The 18578-nt window shown below is 71.6% G+C and carries 15 protein-coding genes and 1 rRNA gene; 2 read left to right on the top strand and 14 right to left on the bottom strand.

Going from position 1 to position 18578, the window contains the following annotated elements:
- Nucleotides 1-143: 143 nt before the first annotated feature.
- Genes ABZE72_RS04900 through ABZE72_RS04880 form a run of 5 tightly spaced genes read right to left on the bottom strand, consistent with a single transcriptional unit; the run spans nucleotide 144 to nucleotide 5775 of the window.
- Complete coding sequence (locus ABZE72_RS04900) at nucleotides 144-431, bottom strand: GNAT family N-acetyltransferase (protein WP_372727897.1); 288 nt, start codon at nucleotides 429-431, stop codon at nucleotides 144-146.
- Between the two features lie 24 nt (nucleotides 432-455).
- Nucleotides 456-3059, bottom strand: coding sequence for a DEAD/DEAH box helicase (locus tag ABZE72_RS04895; protein ID WP_372727896.1), 2604 nt, complete (start codon nucleotides 3057-3059; stop codon nucleotides 456-458).
- Nucleotides 3056-4003: a site-specific tyrosine recombinase XerD gene (gene xerD / locus ABZE72_RS04890; protein WP_372727911.1), complete on the bottom strand. Its 948-nt coding sequence runs from the start codon at nucleotides 4001-4003 to the stop codon at nucleotides 3056-3058. Before xerD ends, ABZE72_RS04895 begins: the two co-directional genes overlap by 4 nt.
- Nucleotides 4000-5115 carry an alanine dehydrogenase gene (ald, locus tag ABZE72_RS04885; protein ID WP_372727895.1) on the bottom strand — a complete coding sequence of 372 codons (1116 nt, stop codon included), beginning with the start codon at nucleotides 5113-5115 and terminating at the stop codon, nucleotides 4000-4002. The genes xerD and ald overlap by 4 nt, the downstream gene beginning before the upstream one ends.
- Before the next feature lie 51 nt (nucleotides 5116-5166).
- Complete coding sequence (locus ABZE72_RS04880) at nucleotides 5167-5775, bottom strand: NUDIX domain-containing protein (RefSeq protein ID WP_372727894.1); 609 nt, start codon at nucleotides 5773-5775, stop codon at nucleotides 5167-5169.
- A 64-nt stretch (nucleotides 5776-5839) separates the two neighbouring features.
- Between ABZE72_RS04880 and pepN the strand changes: the two genes are divergently transcribed.
- Nucleotides 5840-8296 (top strand): aminopeptidase N, encoded by a 2457-nt coding sequence (pepN, locus tag ABZE72_RS04875; protein WP_372727893.1) that lies wholly within the window; start codon nucleotides 5840-5842, stop codon nucleotides 8294-8296.
- A gap of 150 nt (nucleotides 8297-8446) precedes the next feature.
- Here pepN and ABZE72_RS04870 read toward each other — a convergent pair whose 3' ends face one another.
- The 8 genes from ABZE72_RS04870 to ABZE72_RS04835 all read right to left on the bottom strand — a co-directional run bounded on the left by ABZE72_RS04870 (nucleotide 8447) and on the right by ABZE72_RS04835 (nucleotide 17108).
- A complete protein-coding gene (locus ABZE72_RS04870) occupies nucleotides 8447-10138 on the bottom strand; it encodes a CTP synthase (protein ID WP_372727892.1) in 1692 nt (563 codons plus the stop codon).
- Between the two features lie 11 nt (nucleotides 10139-10149).
- Nucleotides 10150-11016: a copper transporter gene (locus tag ABZE72_RS04865; RefSeq protein WP_372727891.1), complete on the bottom strand. Its 867-nt coding sequence runs from the start codon at nucleotides 11014-11016 to the stop codon at nucleotides 10150-10152.
- A complete protein-coding gene (steA, locus tag ABZE72_RS04860) occupies nucleotides 11013-12200 on the bottom strand; it encodes a putative cytokinetic ring protein SteA (RefSeq protein ID WP_372727890.1) in 1188 nt (395 codons plus the stop codon). Before steA ends, ABZE72_RS04865 begins: the two co-directional genes overlap by 4 nt.
- Before the next feature lie 91 nt (nucleotides 12201-12291).
- On the bottom strand, nucleotides 12292-14043 hold the full coding sequence (recN, locus tag ABZE72_RS04855; protein WP_372727889.1) for a DNA repair protein RecN: 1752 nt from the start codon (nucleotides 14041-14043) through the stop codon (nucleotides 12292-12294).
- A complete protein-coding gene (locus ABZE72_RS04850; protein WP_372727910.1) occupies nucleotides 14036-15016 on the bottom strand; it encodes an NAD kinase in 981 nt (326 codons plus the stop codon). Before ABZE72_RS04850 ends, recN begins: the two co-directional genes overlap by 8 nt.
- A complete protein-coding gene (locus ABZE72_RS04845) occupies nucleotides 15016-15855 on the bottom strand; it encodes a TlyA family RNA methyltransferase (RefSeq protein ID WP_372727888.1) in 840 nt (279 codons plus the stop codon). Before ABZE72_RS04845 ends, ABZE72_RS04850 begins: the two co-directional genes overlap by 1 nt.
- Before the next feature lie 6 nt (nucleotides 15856-15861).
- Complete coding sequence (locus ABZE72_RS04840) at nucleotides 15862-16077, bottom strand: hypothetical protein (RefSeq protein WP_372727887.1); 216 nt, start codon at nucleotides 16075-16077, stop codon at nucleotides 15862-15864.
- Nucleotides 16074-17108 (bottom strand): HAD-IIA family hydrolase, encoded by a 1035-nt coding sequence (locus tag ABZE72_RS04835; RefSeq protein WP_372727886.1) that lies wholly within the window; start codon nucleotides 17106-17108, stop codon nucleotides 16074-16076. The genes ABZE72_RS04840 and ABZE72_RS04835 overlap by 4 nt, the downstream gene beginning before the upstream one ends.
- A gap of 49 nt (nucleotides 17109-17157) precedes the next feature.
- Here ABZE72_RS04835 and ABZE72_RS04830 point away from each other — a divergent pair, with 49 nt between their 5' ends.
- The gene (locus ABZE72_RS04830) at nucleotides 17158-18282 is read left to right on the top strand and encodes a DUF1015 family protein (RefSeq protein WP_372727885.1); all 1125 of its coding nucleotides are present in this window, start codon (nucleotides 17158-17160) and stop codon (nucleotides 18280-18282) included.
- Nucleotides 18283-18432: 150 nt separating this feature from the next.
- Here the strand turns inward: ABZE72_RS04830 and rrf are convergent.
- Nucleotides 18433-18549, bottom strand: a 5S ribosomal RNA gene (gene rrf, locus ABZE72_RS04825).
- Between the last annotated feature and the right edge of the window lie 29 nt (nucleotides 18550-18578).

Genomic DNA, 18578 nt, shown 5'->3' with positions numbered 1-18578 from the left:
TCGGACACCTACAAGACGAGCGACGAAACCCCCAGCCCCACGGGGAAATCTGTTGAGGAATTGTGCACTCGTCAGGCTCGAAGTGCACAGGCGGGGTGCCCCCTGTGCAGAGACCTGTGGAGGGCGAAGGCTCTCCGGAGGGCTCAGTCCTCGGCGACGAGGTCGGCGTACTCGGGGTGCTTGTCGATCCAGCCGCGGATGAAGTCGCACTGCGGCACCACCAGGAATCCCTCGCTACGGGCGTCGTCGAGGGCGAACCGGGCGATCGTCGAGCCCACGCCCTCGCCCTCGTAGGCGTCGCTCACCTCGGTGTGGGTGAAGACGATGACGTCACCGGAGAGCTCGTACTCGGCGAAGCCGGCCAGATCGCCGTCGATGCGTGCCTCGTAGCGCTGGGTCTGGGTGTCCTTGGAGGTCTGAACGCGGGCCATGTCGGCGAGTGTACGGAGCAGAGGTCAGAGTCGGTGCATGCCGGCCGTCGCCAGCACCAGCTCGCCCGCCTCGTCCGAGGCATCCAGGTCGGCCACGGCGTCGATCACCCAGTCGTGGTGCCCCTCGGGGTCGTCGAGCACCTGACGGACCCGCCAGAGCCGCGCCGTCGTCCCCTCGGGTGCACCCAGCGGCTCCCCGGTGGTGGGCTCGACGATGAGCATCGCCGGCCCTCGCGCGTTGCCGGTCGTGCCCACCGAGTCGTGCTCGGCGTAGTACTCCTCGATCGCGGCGTCCCAGCTCGAACGGGTCATCACCACCTCGCGCGCCGGTTCGGTGCGGTCGGCGGCGGCCCGCTCCAGAGCCATCAGACCGTCCAGGTCGTCGCGTGCGACCAGCTCGACCCGGCGGAACATCGCGTTGCGGACCATCACCCGGAAGACTCGCTCCTGCCGGGAGATCGGACGGGGCGGGGGCGGCGGCTGGTGGGCAGCCAGCTCGGCGGCCACCCGAGCGACCGCGTCCGGATCGGTCAGCGCCTCCCACTCGTCGAGCAGCGAGGAGTCCGTCTGCCGCACCGTCTCCCCCAGCCACTCGACCAGGTCCTCCAGCTCCGGCGTGCGGTGCGCCTCGGGCACGGTCTGCCGTAGCGTCCGGTAGGCATCGGTCAGGTAGCGCAGCACCAGGCCCTCGGACCGGGCCAGCGAGTACCGCCCGACGAAGTCGGTGAAACTCATCCCGGCCTCGTACATCTCCCGGACGATCGACTTCGGCGACAACGCGTCCTCGGGCAGCCACGGGTGCGACTGTCGATAGATCTCGTACGTCGCGCCCAGCAGCTCGGCGAGCGGCTGCGGCCAGGTGATCGTGTCGAGCACGGCCATCCGCTCGTCGTACTCCATGCCGTCGGCCTTCATCTCGGCCACCGCCTCGCCCTTGGCGGCGTTCTGCTGGGCGAAGAGGATCTGACGTGGGCCCTCCAGCACAGCCTCGATCACCGAGACGATGTCGAGGGTGTAGGTCTCCGACTCGGGGTCCAGCACGTCCAGCGCCGCCAGCGCGAAGTGCGCCAGCGGCTGGTTGAGGGCGAAGTCCAACGGCAGGTCCACGGTCAGGATGTAGCGGCGGCCGAACTCGTCGACCTCGTCCAGCCGGGTCAGCACCTGGGAGTTCAGCAGGCTGCGGGCCAGCCGCAGGGCCCGACGGACCAGCTTGGTCTGTGACCTGGTGTCCTCGTGGTTGTCCCGCAGCAGCCGCTTCATCACCGCGAAGGCGTCCTCCTCGCGGGCCAGGACGTTGATCAGCATCGCGTTGTCGACCTTCATCCGGCTCGCCAGCGGCTCGGGCTCACCGGCCACCAGCTTGTCGAAGGTCTGGTCGGTCCACACCACGGTGCCCTCGGGGGGCTTGCGCAGCTGGGCCTTGCTCTTCTTCTTCGGGTTCGCGGCGTTCTTCGCCGCCGACTTCGCCTTGGCGCGCTCGTTCTCGATGGTGTGCTCGGGCGCCTGCACCACCACGTAGCCGGCAGTGTCGAAGCCCGCGCGTCCGGCCCGCCCGGCGATCTGCTGGAACTCCCGGGTGCGCAGGATCCGGGACCGGTTGCCGTCGAACTTGGCGAGACCGGTGAAGAGCACCGTCCGGATCGGCACGTTGATCCCGACGCCGAGGGTGTCCGTGCCGCAGATCACCTGGAGCAGTCCGAGCTGGGCCAGCTGCTCGACGAGGCGCCGGTAGCGGGGCAGCATCCCGGCGTGGTGGACCCCGACGCCGTTGCGGACCAGCTTGGAGAGGGTCTTGCCGAAGCCGGCCCCGAAGCGGAACGCGCCGATCTTGTCGGCGATGGTGTCCTTCTGCTCGCGGGTGAGCTTGGTCAGGGTCAGCAACGACGTGGCGTGCTCGATCGCTGCGGCCTGGGTGAAGTGAACGACGTAGACCGGGGACTGCCCGGTGCTGACCAGCTCCTCGAGGGTCTCGGTCAGCGGCGTCATCGCGTAGCTGAAGTGCAGCGGCACCGGCCTCTCGGCGTCGTCGACCACGCTGGTCTCGCGACCATTGCGCCGGGTCAGGTCCTCGACGAAGCGGGTGACGTCGCCCAGGGTGGCCGACATCAGCAGGAACTGGGCCTGGGGCAGCTCGATCAGCGGCACCTGCCAGGCCCAGCCGCGGTCCGGCTCGGCGTAGAAGTGGAACTCGTCCATGATCACGAGCCCGACGTCGGCGCCGGCTCCCTCGCGCAGGGCGATGTTGGCCAGCACCTCGGCGGTGCAGCAGATGATCGGGGCATCGGCGTTCACCGAGGCGTCGCCGGTCAGCATGCCGACGTTGTCGGCGCCGAAGACCTCGCACAGGGCGAAGAACTTCTCGCTGACCAGCGCCTTGATCGGGGCGGTGTAGAAGCTCACCCGGTCCGAGGCCAGGGCTGCGGCGTGGGCCGCCAGCGCCACCATCGACTTCCCCGAGCCGGTGGGCGTGGCCAGGATGACGTTGTTCCCGGCCAGGAGCTCGACGATCGCCTCGTCCTGGTGGGGGTAGAGCGCGAGCCCCTGGCGGTCGACCCAGCCGGTGAACGCGTCGTACACCTCGTCGGCGTCGCCGCTCGCCGGCACCCAGGCCCCGGGCTTCTCGCTCATGAGCGTGCCCGAGGGTGTGCGGTGGCGAAGACCTCGCGCAGGTTCTCCACCGTGACCAGCGTGTAGACCTGCGTCGTCGTCACCGAGGCGTGGCCGAGCAGCTCCTGCACCACCCGGACGTCGGCACCGCCGTCGAGCAGGTGGGTGGCGAACGAGTGCCGCAGGGTGTGCGGCGAGACGTCCCGGGTGACCCCGGCCCGCTCCGCCGCGCGGACCAGGACGGCCCAGGCCGACTGCCGGGAGAGCCGACCTCCGCGCGCGTTGAGGAAGAGGGCACCGGCGGTGCCGGTGACCCGCGACGACCCGGCCGCGACCAGCTCCGGGCGCGCCCGGACCAGGTACGCCTGGACGGCCTCCTGGGCGTAGGAACCCACCGGCACCAGTCGCTCCTTGCTGCCCTTGCCGCGCAGCAGGACCGTGCCGTCGACCTGGTCGAGGTCGTCCACGTCCAGTCCGACGGCCTCGGAGATCCGGGCGCCGGTGCCGTAGAGCACCTCGAGCAGCGCCCGGTCGCGCAGCGCCAGCGTGGTGCCGGGAGCACCGGCGGCCTCCAGGATCGCCTCGACGTCGGAGAGCGGAAGCGCCTTGGGCAGCCGCTTGGTCGGCGCGGGCGGCTTCACACCGTTGGCCGGGTCGGTCTCGACCAGACCGTCGCGCACCGCGAACTTGTGGAAACCGCGCACGGCCACCAAGGTGCGCGCCGCCGAGGTGGAGCTCAACGCCGGGTGCTCGGAGTCGCCCTCGCGCAGGTGCACGAGGAACGCCGACACGGTCGCCTCGGTGACCTGACCGAGATCGTCGATCCCGGACCGGGCGAGGAAGCCGAGGTAGCGGCGCAGGTCGCGGCGGTACGACGACAGCGTGTTCGCCGCCAGCCCCCGCTCGACCGAGAGGTGGTCGAGGTAGGTGCGGACGGCGCGCTGGGGCTCTCCGGGCGTGGTCAGCCGAGAACCCCGTCCAGCGCCACCGACGCCAGACCGGTGGCCTCGCCGACAGGCGCGTTCGTCAGCTCACCCGCGTGGGTGTTCAGCCCGAGAGCGAGGCTGCGGTCGTCGCGGCAGGCCTGGGCCCAGCCCTTGTTGGCCAGCGCGACGGCGTACGGCATCGTCGCGTTGGTCAGTGCGTACGTCGACGTGTTCGGCACCGCACCGGGCATGTTCGCGACGCAGTAGAAGATCGAGTTGTGCACCGGGAACGTCGGGTCCGCGTGCGTGGTGGGGCGGGTGTCCTCGAAGCAACCACCCTGGTCGACGGCGATGTCGACGAGCACCGAGCCCGGCTTCATCTGCGAGACCAGTTCGTTGCTGACCAGCTTCGGGGCCGCAGCCCCGGGGATCAGCACCGCACCGATCACCAGGTCGGCCTCGCGAACCTGCTGCTCGATCGCCAGCTTGGACGAGGCCAGACCGTGCACCCGGTTGTTGTAGCGCCAGAACGACATCCGCAGCTTGTCGAGGTCGTTGTCGAGCAGGGTGACGTCGGCTCCCATGCCCAGGGCGATGTTGGCGGCGTTCTGGCCGGAGACACCGGCGCCGATGATCACGACCTTGGCGTTCGCGACGCCTCCGACGCCGCCCATCAGCACGCCCCGGCCACCCTCGGCCTTGAGCAGCGAGTGCGCGCCCACCTGGGGCGCGAGGCAGCCGGCCACCTCGGACATCGGGTAGAGCAGCGGCAGGCCACCGGAGGGGAGCTGCACGGTCTCGTAGGCGATCGCGGTGACCTTGCGCTTGAGCAGCTCCTCGGTCAGCGGCTTGTCCGCGGCGAGGTGGAGGTAGGTGAAGAGGGTCTGCCCCTCCCGCATCCGGTGGTACTCCTCCGCCACGGGCTCCTTGACCTTGAGCACCATGTCGGCCGCGCCCCACACCTCGTCGGCGTCGGGGAGGATCCGGGCACCGGCGGCGACGTACTCGTCGTCGGTGATGGAGGACCCGAGCCCGGCTCCCGTCTGGACGACGACCTCGTGACCGTGGGCGACCAGCTCGTGCACCCCGATCGGGGTGATCGCCACGCGGTACTCGTGGTTCTTGACTTCCTTCGGGACTCCGACCTTCACCTGTCACTCCTCGTGTGTGTGCCGTCACGTCCTTGTGGCGACGCCGCGACATTACCCTCCGGCGGGGACAGTGCCGGCGAGACCCCGGGCGTGGGCCAGCAGCACCGCCTGCACCACGGGGCCGTCACTGATCCGACCGTCCAGCACGGCGGCGTACAGCTCGCCGAACGGCACCCAGAAGGTCTCCATCTCCGCCTCCTCGTGCTCCAGCACGAAGTCGCCGCGGTCGGCCTCGGTCAGCCGGCGAGCGAGGTAGAAGTGCATCACCTCCGCGGAGATGCCCGGCGAGGACCAGGTCGAGGTCAGGTGGGTCCACTCCCCCGCCTCCAGGCCGGCCTCCTCGAGGAGCTCGCGCCGGGCGACCTCGATCGGGTCCTCGTGGTCGGTGTCGCAGAGCCCGGCCGGGAGCTCCACGAAGCGGCGCTGGGCCGGGTGGCGGTACTGGCGCAGGCAGAAGACCCGCTCCTGGTCGTCCACGGCCAGCACGATCGCAGCGCCCGGGTGCTCCAGGACCAGCCGGCTGAACGGCTCCTCGTGCTCGTGCCCGGGCCGCTGGACCCGGTCCGAGCGCAGGGCCATCACCCAGTCGTCACGGTGCAGATCGGTGCTCCGGGCCACCGGCCACGACTCGAACCGGTCGACCAGCGGTGGCGTCGTCATGGCGCGAGGCTACCGTGGCGAACGGACGTCGATCATCGGGGATCGACCGCACCGAGGAGCGCGCATGACCGCGACCGCACAGATCACCAGGAGCCTCACCCAGCACGAGGCCGAGCAGCGAGCGGCCCTGCTGGAGGTGGACCGCTACGACATCATCGTGGACCTGACCGGGCTGCTCGACGGCGAGTTCCTCGAGTCGGTCTCGACGATCATGTTCCGGTGTCGCGAGCCGGGCGCCAGCACCTTCGTGGACTGTCGGGCCGCCCTGCAGGGAGCTGTGCTCAACGGCCGTGCTCTGGACCTGACCAGCATCGAGGACGGGCGCCTTGCGCTGCACGACCTGGCCGCCGAGAACGTGCTGACCGTCAAGACCGTCCAGGCCGACACCAGCAGTGGTGCGGGCATCATGCGTTCGGTCGACCCCTCCGACGGCCGCGTCTACGTGTGGACGTCGTTCGAGGCCGACGACGCGCAGCGCGCCTGGGCCTGCTTCGACCAACCCGACCTCAAGGCGCCGCACCGCTTCACCGTGCTCGCACCGCACTCGTGGACGGTGACCAGCAACACCGCCCCGGCCGGCGTCGAGGACGCATCCGCCGACTCGCGACGCTGGCTCTTCCCGGACACGCCACCGCTGTCGACGTACGTCGTGGTCGTGAACGCCGGGCCCTTCCACGAGATCAGGCGGGAGATCGGCGGCCACGACCTCGGGCTCTACTGCCGACGCTCGCTGAGCACGTTCCTGGAGCGTGACGCCGACGAGCTGTTCGAGCTGACCGCCGCCGGGCTGGCCTTCTTCGGGGAGAAGTTCGGCATCGCCTTTCCGCAGCGGCGCTACGACCAGGTCTTCGTGCCCGACATGTCCGGCGCGATGGAGAACTGGGGCTGTGTGACCTGGACCGACAGCGCCCTGTCCCGCAGTCGGCCCACGTACGCCGAGCGGGCTCGGGTGGCCTCGGCGCTGCTGCACGAGATGGCTCACATGTGGTTCGGCGACCTGGTCACCATGCGGTGGTGGGACGACCTGTGGCTCAACGAGGCGTTCGCCTCGTGGGCCGCCACCTGGGCCAGCGCCAGCGCGACGCCGTACACGGACGCGTGGGCGACCTTCCTCGCCGACGGCAAGGTCGAGGGCTACCGGGTCGACAGGAGCCCGGCCAGCCATCCGATCCGCGGGGAGGTGCCCGACGTGGCCCGGGCGATGGCGAACTTCGACGCGATCACGTACCTCAAGGGCCAGAGCGTGCTCAAGCAGCTGGTGGCCCAGGTCGGGGAGGACGCCTTCCTCGCCGGTCTCGGCGCCTACTTCCGGAAGCACGCGTGGGGCAACACCCGGCTGGAGGACCTGACCAGCGCGATCGGCGCCGCTGCCGGGCAGGACCTCGACGGCTGGACTGCGGACTGGGTCGACCGGGCCGGCACCGACACGCTCACCCTGGCCGGCGACGCGCTGCACGCCACCGGGCCGAACGGAGAAGCTCCGCGGCGACACCACCTCGAGATCACCAGCTACCGGAGGACCGGGGAGGCACTGGTCCCCCTCGGCTCGCTGGCCGTGACGACGAGTCGCCGCACGACCGATCTGCCGGAGCTGCCGGCGGCGGACCTGCACCTGGTCAACGCCCGGGACCTGACGTTCGCCGCCGTACGGGGTGAACCCGACTCGACGCGCGTGATGCTGGCCGCTGCCGCCCTGCTGCCCGATCCGCTGTCCCGGGTGCTGGCCGTCACGACCGCGTGGGACATGCTGCAGACCGGGGAGCTGACCTCGGGACAGGTGTTCGACTGCCTGCTCGAGGTCCTGCGCGCCGAGACCGCCCCGGGGGTGGTGGAGCCGCTGCTGGCTCGGGCGCTGCGCACCGCCGAGCAGTGGAGTCGCCCTGCCGACGTGCGCGGCCGGCTCGTCAGGCTCGCCCAGGTCGCCACAGCGCTTTCCGAGCAGCCTGAGCTGCGCACCCCGGCGCTGCGCACGCTGGCAGCGTCGGCCTCGACGGCGCAGCACTTCGCTGTCCTGGACGCGGCCGGTGTCGACGACCGCGACCTGGCATGGCGCACCCTGACGCGCCGGTCGGCGCTGGGGGCGTACGACGCGGACGCGGTGGCGGCGCTCCTGCCCGACGACCCGGACCCGGAAGCGAAGGTGCGAGCCCTGGGTGTCCTGGCCGCACGGCCCGACCGCCAGGCGAAGGCCGAGGTGTGGGCCGCGGTCTTCGAGGAGCGGTCGGTCCCGGCCGGCAGAGCGCTGATCGCACTGAGTGCGTGCTTCTGGCGCCCCCTGGACGGCGAACTGCTGGTGCCGTGGGCGCACCGCTACCTGGACGAGGTCGAGCACCTCGGCCACGGCGGGGGCATGCTGGCGACGTCGTCGCTGATGCGGTCCATGTTCCCGACGATGGCCGATCAAGCCTTCCTGGACCGGGCGCAGGCGGTGGCGGCGGACCCGGCGGCCTCACCGACGCTGAGGAGCACGCTGCTGGCGGAAACCGACACGCTGCGCCGGATGCTGAGCGCGCGTAGCTGATCGGGTCGGGGCGGGTTGGGGCGGGGCGGCGGCGTGGTGCCGGTTGCGGTGTCGCGTCGCTCGAGGACCGAACCCAGGAAACCCTCACTTCACCCGGGGAGTTCTCTGGGTGAAGTGCTCATTTCACTGGTTAACCAGTGAATCGAGCACTCACTCGTCGTCCGCGTCCTTGCGCCGCAGCCCACTCTCGTCGATCGGGAACCGCAGCTCACGCTGCCGCTCGATCGCGGCGCCCACCAGCCCGGCGAAGAGCGGGTGCGGCCGGGTCGGACGCGACCGGTACTCCGGGTGCGCCTGGGTGGCCACGTAGTAGGGGTGCACGTCCTTGGGCAGCTCGACGAACTCCACGAGGTTGTTGTCCGGAGACGTACCCGAGAAGACCAGGCCGGCGGCCTCGAGCTGCTCGCGGTAGTGGTTGTTCACCTCGTAGCGGTGCCGGTGGCGCTCCTCGATCATGGCCGCGCCGTACACCTCGCGCACCACGGAGCCCTCCTTGAGGGCGGCCGGGTAGAGGCCCAGGCGCATGGTGCCACCGAGGTCGCCCGCACCGTCGACGATCTCCTTCTGCTCCTCCATCGTCGCGATGACGGGCTCGGGGCAGTCCGGGTCGAACTCGGTCGAGGCCGCCTTCTCCAGGCCGGCGACCTGGCGGGCGTACTCGATCACCATGCACTGCAGCCCGAGACAGAGCCCGAGCGTGGGGATGCCGTGGGTGCGGGCATAGGTCAGCGCACCGAGCTTGCCCTCGATCCCCCGGATCCCGAAGCCGCCGGGCACACAGATCGCGTCGACCTCGTGCAGGTGACGCGCGGCGCCGGCGGGGGTCTCGCACTCGTCGGAGGCGATCCAGCGGATGTTGACCTTGGCCTCGTTCGCGAACCCACCGGCACGCAGGGCCTCACCCACCGAGAGGTAGGCGTCGGGGAGGTCGATGTACTTGCCGACCAGCCCGATCGTGATCTCCTCCTTCGGGTGGTGCACCCGGCGGAGCAGGTCGTCCCACAGCGTCCAGTCGACGTCGCGGAACGGCAGGTCGAGGCGTCGTACGACGTAGGCGTCCAGGCCCTCGCGGTGCAGGACCTTGGGGATGTCGTAGATCGAAGGCGCGTCGGCCGCGGTGACCACGGCCTCCTCGTCGACGTCGCACATCAGCGAGATCTTGCGCTTGATCGAGGTGGGCAGTTCCCGGTCCGCGCGGCAGACGACCGCGTCGGGCTGGATGCCGACCTGGCGCAGGGCGGCCACCGAGTGCTGGGTGGGCTTGGTCTTGAGCTCGCGCGACGGACCGATGTAGGGCACCAGGGAGACGTGCAGGAAGAAGACGTTGCCGCGGCCGATGTCGTGGCGGACCTGGCGGGCCGCCTCGAGGAACGGCAGTGACTCGATGTCGCCGACCGTGCCGCCGACCTCGGTGATCACGACGTCGACGTCCTCGCCGCCCATCGCGAGGATCCGGTCCTTGATCTCGTTGGTGATGTGCGGGATCACCTGCACGGTGTCGCCGAGGTAGTCGCCACGGCGCTCCTTGGCGATCACACTGGAGTAGACCTGCCCGGTCGTCACGTTGGCGATCTGGGACAGGTTGGTGTCCAGGAACCGCTCGTAGTGACCGATGTCGAGGTCGGTCTCCGACCCGTCGTCGGTCACGAAGACCTCGCCGTGCTGGAAGGGGTTCATGGTGCCGGGATCCACGTTGAGATAGGGATCCAGCTTCTGCATCGTCACCCGGAGACCACGTGATCTCAACAGGCTGCCCAGACTGGAGGCGGTCAGCCCCTTACCGAGGGAGGAAGCGACACCTCCGGTCACGAATACGTGTTTGGTCGGCGTCGCGTTCTTCACGGGACTTCATGCTAGCCCAGTGGGACCGATCCGTCCGAACCCGCCGCACCGAAGGACCCCCCACGAACCTTCAACGACCGGATCAGGGCGAGGACGGCGGTGACCCGACCGAGGGCGGTGTCGACGCCGTCGACGGTCGTCACGGTGCCCGCGGAGTCGCTGCCGCGCAGGGTGGCCAGGTCGCCCTCGGCGAGCCCGGAGGCGGCGTCACCGGCCACCACCACGGCGAAGGCGTTCGCCGCCAGCCCGCTGAGCAGCCCGGAGAGGATCGCGTCGTTGACGTCGTCGCCGAGGACGACCAGGACCAACGCCGCCCGGTCCGGGCTGTCCGGTACGTCGATCAGGTCGGCGCCCTCGAGGCTCTGCCCGACCGCCGAGGCCTGTGCCGGCGGCAGCCCCGGGGAGGCCACCACCAGTCCCAGGAGCTGGCCGGCGCGGACGTACGTCGAGGCCGAGCGGTCCACGTCCTCCTTGCGCACCTGCGGCAGCAGCTGGCTGCCCAGGGCGTCGACCAGCGACTTCTTGGACGGGTTGACCATGGCCGGCAGCACGGCGTACGTCGAAGCGACGTAGCCACCGGCTGCCTCGACCTGACCCGCCAGCTCGCGCACGGTCTCGTCGTCCGAGCCGGGCAGGGTGACCAGCGAGACGGGCCGGTCCTTCAGGCCGCCGGCGTACAGCCGTGGGCCGGCCCCAGCGGCGAAGGAGTTCGCGAACGCGGCGGTCCGACGGGCCGAGGCGTCCTTGGCCGATGTCGGAGCGCTGACCGTGGCGTCCCGGCCGAGCTCTTCGAGCGGGCCGCCGCCGAGGACGATGCCGACGGCGAGCGCGAGGAAGACCGCGACGAGCGAGACGAGGTGCTGGCGGAACGAGATCACGGAAGGGTCCTCACGATGTCGAACAGGTCGGTCAGGGCAGTCATCAGGGCGTCGCCCCACATCCGACCGGCGGGGGTGACCGAGAGGGCGGCGGCCAGGGCGAGCAACCCGGCCAGCATCACGAGCAGGAGGTGGCGTGGCCGCACCCGGCCCGAGTAGAGCTGCGGCACGGCGGAGGCGTCGACCAGTCGCGGGCCCACCTTCAGCCGGGTCAGATAGGTGCTGGCGAGTCCCGACCGCTGGCGGTCGAGGAACTCGTCGAGGGTCGCGTGCATGCCGACGCCGACGATCACTGACGCCTCGCCGGCGTCGGCCAGCAGCAGCGCAACGTCCTCGGAGGTGGCGGCGGTGTCGACGCGCAGCGGCCGGACGCCGAGGCGTTCGAGCTGGTCAGTGGCGGCTCGGTTGCCGTCCCGTTCCACCCGCACCACGACATCGCTGGCACGACGGAGCACCTTCGCCGAGGGACGCTCCTGCTGGTCGGCGCGGGCGTCGAGGACCACGATGTCTGGGCGGTAGCCGGCCTCGAGGAGGACGTCGGCGCCGTTCTCCACCCCGATCAGCACGGGGTGCTGCTCGCGCAGGAACGGTCGGATCGCCGCGAGCTCGGCCTCGTAGTCGTGTCCGCGCACGACCACCACCACCGGCCGGTCGGCGATCCGGGTGCCCGGGCGGGGCAGACCCTGCCCGTGCAGGAGCAGGTCCTGCTCGCGACCGAGGAACTCGGCGCTGTTGAGGGTGAAGGTCTCCAACTGCGTGGCCAGACCGGTCCGCGCCGCGGCCATCTCGTCGCTGACCATGCGGGCGTCGACGGCACGCCCCCTGGCCACCGGGCGCCCCTCGACGTGCACGGTGGCGCCGTCCACCCGGATCCGCTGGCCGTCGGGCACGGTGGCGAGCAGGCGCGCGCCCAGGGAGTCGACGAGGGTGACGCCGGCAGCGGCGAGCAGCTCGGGCCCCAGGTTGGCATAGCGCCCGGAGATCATCGGCGAGGCGTTGAGCACGGCGCTGACCCCGGCGTCGACCAGTGCCTGGGCGGTGCTGCGGTCCATGTCGACGTGGTCGACGACCGCGATGTCACCGGGTCGCAACCGCGGCAGCAGGCTGCGCGAACGACGCTCGACACGAGCCGTCCCCACGAGTCCGGGCAGGGTGGGCGGGGTGCGTCGGGCAGCGAGTTTCATGACTGATCCATCCTGACATCCGGGCCCGCGCAGGCAGCACATCCCCACCGGCCGGGCGCGTCGAGCAGCGCGCCGAACGACGAGCCCGGCTTCAGCCGAGCGCGCGAGCCGGCTGGGCGACGTCCAGCAGCTCGCGGGCGTGCGCGAGAGCGGTGTCGGAGTCGCTGAGCCCGGCCATCATCCGGGAGAGCTCCCGCTCGCGCTGGTCGGTGTCGAGGACGGTGAGCCCGGAGCTGGTGATCGTGCCGTCGTGGGACTTCTCGACCACCACGTGCCGGTCGGCGTACGCCGCCACCTGGGGCAGGTGGGTGACGACGAGGACCTGGGCGGTGCGGGCGAGCTGGGCCAGGCGCCGGCCCACCTCGACGGCAGCGGCTCCGCCGACCCCGGCGTCGACCTCGTCGAACACGAACGTCGGCACCGGGCTGGTGCCCGCCAGGGCGACCTCGAGCGCGAGCATCACGCGCGACAGCTCACCGCCGGAGGCACCCTTGTTCAGGGGACGGGGCTCGGAGCCGGTGTTGGCACTGAGCAGGAACTCGACCTCGTCGACCCCGCTCGCGGTGTACCTCAGCCACCGCTCCCCCACCCGCAAGGGACCGCGGCCGCCCTCCCCGGGGGCAGGCGCCTCCTGCTGGGTCACCGCGATGTCGAGCTGCGCGTGCGGCATCGCCAGCAGCGTCAGTTCGGCGGTGACCTCCTCGGCCAGTCGACCGGCACTCTCGGTGCGGGCGCGGGAGAGGCGCTCGGCGGCCCTGGCGAGCTCGCTCCGCAACCGGGTCTGCTCGGCCCGGAGCTCCTCGATCCGTTCGTCGGTGTGGTCGAGGTCGAGCAGTCGACGCGAGGACTGCTCGGCCCAGGCGAGCACCTCGTCGATCGTGTCGCCGTACTTGCGGGTCAGCGCGGTCAGGGCAGCGCGACGACTCGAGACGCCGGCCAACCGTGCCGGGTCGGTCTCCAGCCGCGCTGCGTAGGAGGCGACGTCGGCCGCGAGGTCGGAGAGCAGGTAGGTGATCTCGGCCAGCCGGTCGGCCAGCTCGCCGGCCTCGGGGTCGTGGTCGCGCACGGAGTCCAGCTGGGTGCGGGCGGCCGCGGTGGCGGCGAGCGCGTCGGGACCGCCCTGCTCGCTGGAGAGCGCCTCCCTGGCCTGCTCGGCGGCCGTACGCAGGGTGTCGGCGAAGCCGAGCCGGGACTCCTCGGCGGCCAGGGTCACGTCCTCGCCGGGCTCGGGATCGACCTCCTCGATCTCGCCGAGCCCGAACCGCAGCAGGTCTGCCTCCCGGGCACGGTCGCGGGCGCTCGCGACGACCTCCTCGAGCTCCTGCTCGACGCTCTCGAGAGCCCGGTACGTCTCGACGTAGCCGGCCAGCAGGGCGGCGGTGTCCGAGCCGCCGAAGCGGTCCAGGGCCTCACGCTGGGCGCGTGCCTGCAGCAGCCGGTGCTGGTCGGACTGTCCGTGCACGGCCACCAGCGGCTCGGCGACCTCGGCCAGCACCGAGACGGGCACCGTCGCCCCTCCCACGAACGCACGTGAGCGACCCTCGGCAGCCACGTTGCGGGCCAGGACGACCCGGTCCTCCTCGACCTCTCCCCCGGCCTCCTCGACGGCCGCCGCGAAGTCCGCCAGGTCACCGACCCGGATCACGCCCTCGACACGCGCGCTGCGCGAGCCGGTCCGCACCGCACCGCTGTCGGCGCGCCCGCCGAGCAGGAGCCCCAGCGCGGTCACGATCATCGTCTTGCCGGCGCCGGTCTCCCCGGTGATCACCGTCAGGCCGGGCCCGAGCTCCAGGGCGGAGGAGTCGATGACGCCGAGCGACGAGATCCGGATCTCCTCAAGCATCGTGCCCCTCGGCGACCCGGCGCCGGCGCTCGCTGGAGCCGCGCCAGCCCTCGACCGGCAGGTCGAACTTGGCGACGAGCCGGTCGGTGAAGGGCGCCTCGTGCAGGCGGATCAGGCGGATCGGGTGCGCCCCGCGGCGTACCTCGATCCGGGCTCCGGGCGGGAGGTCGACGGCACGGCGACCGTCGCACCACAGCACCCCGGCGCCCTCGGTCCGAGCCAGCACCTCGACCGCCAGCACCGAGGTGGGCGCGGCGACCATCGGACGAGCGAAGAGGGCGTGGGCGCTGATCGGGACCATCAGCAGCGCTTCGACACCGGGCCACACGATGGGGCCGCCGGCGCTGAAGTTGTACGCGGTCGACCCGGTCGGCGTCGCACAGACCACCCCGTCGCACCCGAAGCGGGACAGGGGACGACCGTCGATCTCCACGACCACCTCGAGCATCCGCTGGCGGGCCGCCTTCTCCACGCTCGCCTCGTTGAGCGCGAAGGTGCTGGTGACCAGCTCGCCGTCGCGGTGGACGCTCACGTCGAGGGTGAGTCGGTCCTCGATGGCGTAGCGGCGGTGCACGATGGCGTCGATCGTCGACTCCACGTCGTCGTACTCGGCCTCGGCGAGGAAGCCGACGTGGCCGAGGTTGACACCCAGGATCGGGGTGCTCGTGGCGTGGGTGATCTCGGCCGTGCGCAGGATCGAGCCGTCACCCCCCACCACCAGCGCCAGCTCGCACTCGTCGGCCGCATGCTCGTCGTTCTCGGCGATCTCCAGGGCGGGCACGAACTGATCGGCCTCGAGCTCGAGGTCGGCCGCCTCACGACGCAGGAGCCGGACGACGATGCCGTGGCCGGTGAGCGCCTTGCAGAAGCCGCGAGCGACGTCGCGGGCCTCTTCACGGCCGGTGTGGGCGACCATCAGGACCCGTCGGGGACCGGACGGGTCCTGCAACGGGTCGGGGGCACGGGTCTCCATCACGGCTCCACCTTCTCACCCGGCACCCCCAGCGGCGCGGCGGACCGCACCACCTCCGCGATCTCCTCGGCACCGATCGTGGCCGCGCCCCTGCGCAGCCACAGGAAGAACTCGACGTTGCCCGAGGGACCGGGCAACGGACTGACCGTGACCATCCGGGCGCCCCAGCCGCGTTGTGCGGCCGCCGACGCCACCGAGGTGACCGCCTCGGCCCGCAGGTCCAGGTCCCGTACGACGCCGCCCTTGCCGACCCGGTCCTTGCCCACCTCGAACTGTGGCTTGACCATCAGCGCGAGATCCCCGTCCGGACCGGTCACCCCGAGCAGCGCGTCGAGCACGAGCAGCAGGGAGATGAAGGAGAGGTCCCCCACCACCAGGTCGACCGGGCCGCCGATCATCTCGGGGGTCAGCTCCCGCACGTTGGTCCGGTCGTGCACCACGACTCGATCGTCCTGGCGGATCTTCCAGGCGAGCTGGCCGTAGCCCACGTCGACCGCCACCACCTGGCCCGCGCCGGCGCGCAGCAGCACGTCGGTGAAACCCCCGGTGGAGGCGCCGGCGTCGAGACAGCGTCGACCCTCGACGGCGAGTCCGTGCGGCGTGAAGGCGGCCAACGCGCCGGCCAGCTTGTGACCTCCGCGCGACACGTAGTCGGGTCCGCGTTCGCTCTCGGCAACCACGATCGGCAGGTCGGTGGTGACCCCGGTCGCCGGCTTGCTCGCCACGGCCCCCGAGACCTTCACCCGGCCGTTGGCGATCAGCTCACTGGCGTGCTCCCGGGAACGCGCCAGGCCACGGCGGACCAGCTCGGCATCGAGCCGGAGTCGACGAGGGGGCACGGCGGATCAGGTGTCGTCGCCGGCGGGCGGGTTGTCCAGGGCGCGGCGCAGCTGCTCGTGGGCGGTCTCGAAGACCCCGACGTGCTCCTCCAGCGGGCGCTCGTCGAGCTGCTCGACGGCCTCGAGCACGGCGTCGACGCCCTCGACGCCCGTCCGGACCGACTCGGTCACGGGGTCGTCGGCAGGGTCGATCCAGTCGTCGACGTCCGGCTGGTCATTCATGCGCTGAGGTTATCGCGCCCGGCGCCCGCGGGCTCGGAGGGCGGCGCGAGCCCCGAGACGTCGGCCACCGCGCCGGCCGCGTCCAGGTGGGTCCAGGCTGCCACCGCAGCGACCCGCCACCAGTCGGCGACGGCGCCTTCCCCGCTGACCCGCAGGGCGCCGTCCGTCGTACGAGCGGTCCAGCCGCCCAGCTGCACCGTGGCGCCGTGCACCTCGGGGGCGGGGTGCGACTCGGACAGCCCGGCCAGGGTCGGGTGCAGGAAGGTGGGTCGCTCACCGGGCGCGGCGGCCGCCAGCTCGGGAAGACCGGTGACCCCGGTCAGCACGAGGAGCGAGTCGACACCGACGTTGCGGGCACCCTCGATGTCCGTGTCGAGCCGGTCGCCGATCATCAGGGGGCGCTCGCCGCCAACGCGTCGGATCGTCTCCTCCAGCAACGGCCGGGCCGGCTTGCCGGCCACGACCGGCTGGACGCCGCTGAAGTCGGCCAGCGTCGCCACGAGCACGCCGTGCCCCGGCGCCACGCCGTACGTCGTCGGGATCGTGCGGTCGGTGTTGCTGGCCACCCACGGCAGGCCGCCCCGCACCCGCACGGCTGCGTGCATGATGTCGCGCCACAGCACGTCCGGGCCGTATCCGGTCGCCAGTGCGCTCGCGTCCGGGTCGTCCACCGCGACCGGCCGCAGCCCCAGCGCCAGCAGCGCCGCCCGCAGGCCCTCGCCCCCCAGACAGGCCACGCGAGCATCCGCGCCGAACCGGTCGAGCAGGACGCGGGCGGCCGCCTGCGCCGAGGTCACCACGTCTGAGCGCTCGGCGTCGATGCCCAGGGAGACGAGGTGCTCGACGACGCGCTCGGGCGGACGCGAGGCGTTGTTGGTGACGAAGGCGACCCGCATCCCGGCCGCCCGGGCCGCGGCCAGGTCCGCCGGGGCTCCGGGCACGGCTTCCCCGCCGACGTAGACGACGCCGTCGAGATCGAACATGGCCAGGTCGTAGCCGGTGCAGAGCGGGGCGTCGGAACTGCTGAGCATGGCTCCACCTCCAGGGGAACGGCGCGGGCCCGCAGCCTACGATGCTCCGATGGACCCCCGCGAAGTGGTGAATCCGCCCTTCGTGGCGGGGCCGCTGCACCTGCGCCCCTTCCGTGGGCTGATGCTCGCGTCGCGAAGGATCGGGGACCCGGCGTCGGCCCGTGCCTTCGCCCGGCCCTACTCCGAGGTGGGCAATCGGCTGGAGACCTGGGTGCGCAACGGTCACGCGACCCGGGACGCCGAGCCTGCCGTCTACCTGCACGAGTACAGCGCCGACGGGATCGTCGTGCGTGGCCTCGTCGGCGCACTCGACGTCTCGCGACGCACGGACGACCAGCAGGCGCGTGCGGTCTACCCGCACGAGGGCATCCACCCGGAGCAGGCCGAGGAGCTGGCCGGTCGGATGAGCCGGATGCAGGTGAACCCCGCTCCCATCCTGCTGGTGCACCACGGCAGCGACGAGCTCCGCGCCCTGGTCGCGCAGATCATGACGGCCGAGCCGGATCACGCCTTCTCCGACCGCTCCGGCCAGGAGCATCGCCTCTGGGCGATCCGTGATGCGGTGACCCTGGCCGCCCTGGACGACGCGCTGGCCGGTTCCCGGGCCCTGGTCGCGGACGGGCACCACCGGTACGCCGCCTACCTGGCGATGCAGCGTGAGGCGCCCGGTACGGCGGCCGACCTCGGCCTGGCGATGCTGGTGGACCAGGACGACACTCCCCTGTTCCTGGGCGCGATCCACCGGTTCTTCGTGGGCCTGACCCTGGACCACGTCCGCCAGGCGGCCGCCACCCTGGGGGCCACCTACCGCGAGCTCGACCAGGAGCCGGCGGTGGCCGCGCTGGGTCCCACCACAGCGGTGGTGACGGACGGGTCGTCGTGGGCGAGTCTCGACCTGCATGTCCCGGCCACCCGCGCCCTGGTGGAGGTGCTGCACGAGGACCTCCTGTCGGCGATGCCCCGGCGTCCGAGCAGGACGGCCCACCACCACAGCATGGAGTCGGCTCTCGAGCACGCCGGCAGGACCGCAGGCCTGGCGTTCCTGATGCCCGCGCCCGACTTCGACCTCGTCCTGCAGATCGTGGCGTCGGGGCGGTTGCTCCCCGAGAAGGCGACGTCCTTTCAGCCCAAACCCAGCCTCGGCGTGCTGATCAGGTCCCTGCCCGACGGCTGACCCAATCGCTGGTCACCGGAGCCGGCCGGCGCAGCAGCGCCCAGATCCCGGCGAAGGAATGGCCCTCGAGAACGGATTCGCACGACCAGTCGACAACATCGAAAATGACGACAGGGCCACCCCCGAAGGGGTGGCCCTGTCTCAATAGTTGTCCGGCGGCGTCCTACTCTCCCACAACCTCTCGGGTGCAGTACCATCGGCGCTGAAAGGCTTAACTTCCGGGTTCGGGATGGGACCGGGTGTTTCCCTTTCGCTATGGCCGCCGTAACTCTGGCGGAAACACACGCACCCAGGTG

Source organism: Nocardioides sp., assembly GCF_041600255.1.
Classification (GTDB): domain Bacteria; phylum Actinomycetota; class Actinomycetes; order Propionibacteriales; family Nocardioidaceae; genus Nocardioides.
This window is presented reverse-complemented; position numbering and strand designations above follow the sequence as displayed.